This is a genomic window from uncultured Thomasclavelia sp. (assembly GCF_944324745.1).
Classification (GTDB): domain Bacteria; phylum Bacillota_I; class Bacilli_A; order Erysipelotrichales; family Coprobacillaceae; genus Thomasclavelia.
Map to the genome: position 1 here is coordinate 1 of NZ_CALUXO010000013.1, position 4,267 is coordinate 4,267.

Annotated in this window: 7 protein-coding genes; 1 reads left to right on the top strand and 6 read right to left on the bottom strand. The window is 30.3% G+C overall.

What is annotated here, in order from left to right:
* Positions 1-104 precede the first annotated feature (104 nt).
* Genes Q0K54_RS01120 through Q0K54_RS01140 form a run of 5 tightly spaced genes read right to left on the bottom strand, consistent with a single transcriptional unit; the run spans position 105 to position 2,796 of the window.
* Positions 105-473, bottom strand: coding sequence for a VOC family protein (locus Q0K54_RS01120; RefSeq protein ID WP_294578003.1), 369 nt, complete (start codon positions 471-473; stop codon positions 105-107).
* A 10-nt stretch (positions 474-483) separates the two neighbouring features.
* Positions 484-774 (bottom strand): hypothetical protein, encoded by a 291-nt coding sequence (locus Q0K54_RS01125; protein ID WP_294578004.1) that lies wholly within the window; start codon positions 772-774, stop codon positions 484-486.
* Between the two features lies 1 nt (position 775).
* A complete protein-coding gene (locus Q0K54_RS01130) occupies positions 776-1,711 on the bottom strand; it encodes a type I phosphomannose isomerase catalytic subunit (protein ID WP_294578005.1) in 936 nt (311 codons plus the stop codon).
* Positions 1,712-1,715: 4 nt separating this feature from the next.
* Entirely contained in the window at positions 1,716-2,159 is a 444-nt protein-coding gene (locus Q0K54_RS01135; RefSeq protein WP_294578006.1) for a DUF523 domain-containing protein, read from the bottom strand.
* On the bottom strand, positions 2,143-2,796 hold the full coding sequence (locus Q0K54_RS01140) for an HAD family hydrolase (protein ID WP_294578007.1): 654 nt from the start codon (positions 2,794-2,796) through the stop codon (positions 2,143-2,145). The genes Q0K54_RS01135 and Q0K54_RS01140 overlap by 17 nt, the downstream gene beginning before the upstream one ends.
* Positions 2,797-2,887: 91 nt before the next feature.
* Here Q0K54_RS01140 and Q0K54_RS01145 point away from each other — a divergent pair, with 91 nt between their 5' ends.
* Positions 2,888-3,091, top strand: a complete 204-nt coding sequence (locus tag Q0K54_RS01145) for a hypothetical protein (protein WP_294578008.1) — start codon at positions 2,888-2,890, stop codon at positions 3,089-3,091.
* A gap of 23 nt (positions 3,092-3,114) precedes the next feature.
* Here the strand turns inward: Q0K54_RS01145 and Q0K54_RS01150 are convergent, their stop codons facing one another.
* On the bottom strand, positions 3,115-3,822 hold the full coding sequence (locus Q0K54_RS01150) for a LytTR family DNA-binding domain-containing protein (protein WP_294578009.1): 708 nt from the start codon (positions 3,820-3,822) through the stop codon (positions 3,115-3,117).
* Positions 3,823-4,267: the final 445 nt, after the last annotated feature.

Here is a 4,267-nt window from a genome sequence, read left to right on the forward strand (position 1 = left end):
CTTTTAAAAATAAATCTTAATTAAAAATAATTTCTATCATATAACTAAAATCTAGTACTAATAGTTATGTACATCAAAAAATCTTTGTAACAATTAAAATTAAATTATTTTGCAGGAATTATTTCAATCCAATAATCATCAGGATCATGAATAAAATACAATCCCATCGCCTTATTTTCAAAACAAATACATCCCATTTCTTGATGTAATTTATAAGCTTCGTCATAGTTTTCAACTTCAAAACAAATATGACTTTCATTTTCACCTAATTCATAAGCTTGTGGATGATCTTTTAACCAGGTTAACTCAATTTCAAAATCTGATACTCCATCATTTAAATAAGTTAAAATAAAACTTCCATCACTAGCTTCTTTAGTTCTAACTACTTTCATTCCTAAAGCTTTTTGATAAAACGCTACGCTTTTTTCAATATTAGTAATATTGATATTACAATGAATACATTTAAATTTCATAACTACTCCTTTATTTTTCTAATTCATACAATCGATATTGTCCCATATAAATCAAAATCAAATCCATGATAATTTCCACTGGCCAATAGACTAAAACAAAAACACTGATACCGACGATCAAATCAAATCCAGCTACCATAACTACATATAAACCAACAATTAAAGCAATAATTATTGGAACAAATCCAATTCCTGGTGGGAATTGAATTTGCATGATCGTGCCACATTCAGGACATTTTTGACGTGCTTTATAAGCAAATGAGCTGGGCTTAAACTCATGACCACAATTACTACATTCCATCTTATAAACTACAAATCATGACAGTCATCTTACCATCGTAAGTGACTTCACTTTGATCAGCACAAACAACAAAGTTATCGCCCATTTTTACATCCATACCTTCAATCGTTCCGCTTCCAGCAACGACAGTTACCATTTGGAATGGTTTGTTGTTAGTGATGACATTTTTACCATCTAGATCATATTTAGTAACTGTAAAAAATTCACTAGCTACTAATTGAGTCGCCTTACCATTTTCCATTTTAGTTACTACTTGATTAGATACATCATAAGGTTTATATGGTACAGTTGCCACATCAATTGATTGCTTAACATGTAATTGCCGTTCATTTCCATTAGCATCTTTACGATGATAATCGTAAACTCGATAAGTGATATCTGAAGATTGTTGCGCTTCATAAATTAAAGAGCCACTGCAGATAGCATGAATTGTTCCTGAAGGAATATAGAAAAAATCACCTTTTTTAATTGGAAATTTATTCAATAAGTTATCATAATCATCATTATTAATTGCCGTAATAAGTTCCTGTTTTGTTTTAGCATGATGTCCCATGACCATCTGGGTTCCTTCATCAGCATCTAAAACATACCAGCATTCTGTTTTTCCAAGTGAATTTTCATGTGCTTTGGCATACGCATCATCAGGATGGACCTGAACTGATAAATCGTTACAAGCGTCAATAATTTTAACTAATAATGGAAATTGTTCACCTTCAATATTTCCAAACAGTTCCCTGTGCTCATTCCATAAAGTTGCTAGTGTTTGTCCGGCAAATTCACCATTAGCAACTGAACAGTCACCATTTTTATGAGCTGAAATAGCCCAGCATTCACCAGTATGATCACTAGGAATATCAAAATTATAAACATCTTTTAACTTATGACCACCCCAGATCATTTCTTTAAATACCGGATTAATTTTTAAAATATGTCCCATTTTTTTACCTCTTTTCTATAAATTTAAAAAATTCATCTAATTCATTTTCATTATATACCATTATGCCATGTTTTTGAAACAACTTGCAAGCAATACCATCACCTTTTATTAAGTGATGACTAAATGTCCCATCATAGACATAACCTTTACCACAGCTGGGACTTTTAGCCTTCAATAAAACAACATCAACATTATTCTCCTGTAAAATCTTTAAAGCTCGTTTAGCCCCTAACTGATAAGCCTCACTTTTATTTACACCATTAATATCCATTACTTGATCACCAATTATTTCACATGGAGTCCTTGGAATAGTTAAGCCACCTAATACTTCCGGACAAATCAAGACTACATCATCACGCTTGGCTAATTGCTTAACCTGTTCAATTAAATTATCACTACCTTTATAAGTACATTTAATTCCCGCTAGACAACTACTGATCCCAATCATTAATAACCTCAAGAATTTCAGCAGCTTGACTGACAACAGCATCAGCACCGGCTTTTAATAATTCCTCTTTACCTCTAAATCCCCAGGCAACACCAATTGATCTAACTTGAGTATTAATAGCGGTTTGGATGTCTACATCACTATCACCAATATAGATAACCTGGTCTTTAGTTACATTAAAAGCATCGATTACTCGATTAGTTAAATAGGGATCAGGCTTTTTAGGATAATCAGGATGATTGCCATAAACATAACTAAAACTATCAGGGAATAATGTTTTAACAATCTTAGTTGCATGTTGATGCGGCTTATTAGTGACAACTGCTAAGTTAAAATTTTGTTTTTTTAATTGTTGGATCAAAGTAGTAATTCCCGGATAGGGATTAGTATTTTCTAAACATTTTTGTTCATACAGCTCATCAAAGCGTTGTTTAAATTCAGCAACTTGATCTTGATGTTCTGGTGGTAAGACCCGTTCAATTAATTTAATAATGCCGTTTCCTACAAAATAACGATATTGATCGATTTCATATGTAGGATATTGATGTTCCATTAAAATTTGATTAGTCGTATTCGCTAAATCAACCAATGAATCGACTAATGTTCCATCTAAGTCAAATATAATTGTATTAATCATCATATCACTCCAATTTCATCAGTATTATAGCATAGTTTTTTCTTGTATGCTTATTAAGTTGTGGTATAATTCTATATTAAGGAGTGGAAAAATGGAAGAAAAAAGTAGTGTTTTTATGACTTTAGGTACAGCACTGGGATTATTAGTAGCAATTGTTTATTTTATCATTCAGTTTGCCACTAGTTCTGTTAGTTCCTGGATGGCAGTAATCTTTTTAGCGGGTGCCTTGATTGGTCGGGTAATTGGATATGGATTAGATCGAATCGTTGATTCTAGTAAAACTAAAAAGCGTTAAAAAAAGCTAAGTTTGTAATGAACCTAGCTTTCTTTATTTTGATACTTTAAGTAACTGCCAAAGGCCTCCTTGGCCTTTTTTTCATGAGAACGGCTAATTGGTATAACTGTGCCATCTTTTAAAATAAACCGATTACGTTGATATTGTTGTACTTCATTGAAATTGACAATAAAGCTACGATGACATTCAAAGAAATTATCTGGAATCTTTTGTAAATAGGTTTTAAAGTTTTCATATGTATAATAATTTTTATTACGCAAATGAATAATCGTCCGTCTTAGATCCCGCTCAAAATATTTAATTTCATTTAAAGCAATAATAATCATTTTATTACGAATCGTAATTTTTATATTATTTTGACTATTTCTAATTAGATTTGTAGCCTTTTTTAAGGCTAGTGGTAAATATGTTTCTAGTTCTTTAATATTAATATAGAAGCAATGACCAGTTTGATAAATATCACTTAAATATTTAATATCATTACTAATATAAATAATTTGAGCTCCCTTAAATCTTTGGTTAATTTCCCTTGCTTCATGAATCGTACTTTGATTATCTAACTGCAAATCTAAAATAAAGATCGTATAATCATGAAAATGATTAAAATTTTGCTCAAATGTTTCGATTGAATCAAAACTGCTGACTTCAAATGATTCATCAAATTGTAATACACCTTCTTCTATCAGGGCTACCTCACCAGGATTTTCATTTAAAATAACAATTTGCATCATATCTTCCTCCCCACATCGATATAAGTAACTGTAATTTAAATTTTAAGACTTATATAATTACATAAATTATACTAATAAAGATTATTGATGCATAGGTGTTCTTCAAAGTGTGACAAATAAATTACAACAAAAATGTCATTTTGATATCATTTTGTGCTTTTTATCCAAAATATTTATCTTTAAAAAAATTTCAGGAATTAGATATATTATCATTAAGATTACTTTTCATTATTATTTTTTTGATTATCAAGTAGTTTATTTTTGTAAAAAGAAAACAGCACTTACGTGCTGTCTTAGTTATCAATGAAAATCATTTAAGCCAATGTCATTAAGTTAAGATTTTAATGACAATCGATGGTTATATTGCAAATATGCCCTCTCTTTTTTATAAAATTTTTATCATTTTTAAAAGAAAAATATTGACATTGCAACGATAGTGTGCGGC

What these genes read in the sequence shown, in the direction of transcription:
- Q0K54_RS01150 (WP_294578009.1), bottom strand. Translation starts at nt 3,822, where the DNA reads ATGATGCAAATTGTTATTTTAAATGAAAATCCTGGTGAGGTAGCCCTG.
- Q0K54_RS01135 (WP_294578006.1), bottom strand. Translation starts at nt 2,159, where the DNA reads ATGATTGGGATCAGTAGTTGTCTAGCGGGAATTAAATGTACTTATAAA.
- Q0K54_RS01140 (WP_294578007.1), bottom strand. Translation starts at nt 2,796, where the DNA reads ATGATTAATACAATTATATTTGACTTAGATGGAACATTAGTCGATTCA.
- Q0K54_RS01130 (WP_294578005.1), bottom strand. Translation starts at nt 1,711, where the DNA reads ATGGGACATATTTTAAAAATTAATCCGGTATTTAAAGAAATGATCTGG.
- Q0K54_RS01145 (WP_294578008.1), top strand. Translation starts at nt 2,888, where the DNA reads ATGGAAGAAAAAAGTAGTGTTTTTATGACTTTAGGTACAGCACTGGGA.
- Q0K54_RS01125 (WP_294578004.1), bottom strand. Translation starts at nt 774, where the DNA reads ATGGAATGTAGTAATTGTGGTCATGAGTTTAAGCCCAGCTCATTTGCT.
- Q0K54_RS01120 (WP_294578003.1), bottom strand. Translation starts at nt 473, where the DNA reads ATGAAATTTAAATGTATTCATTGTAATATCAATATTACTAATATTGAA.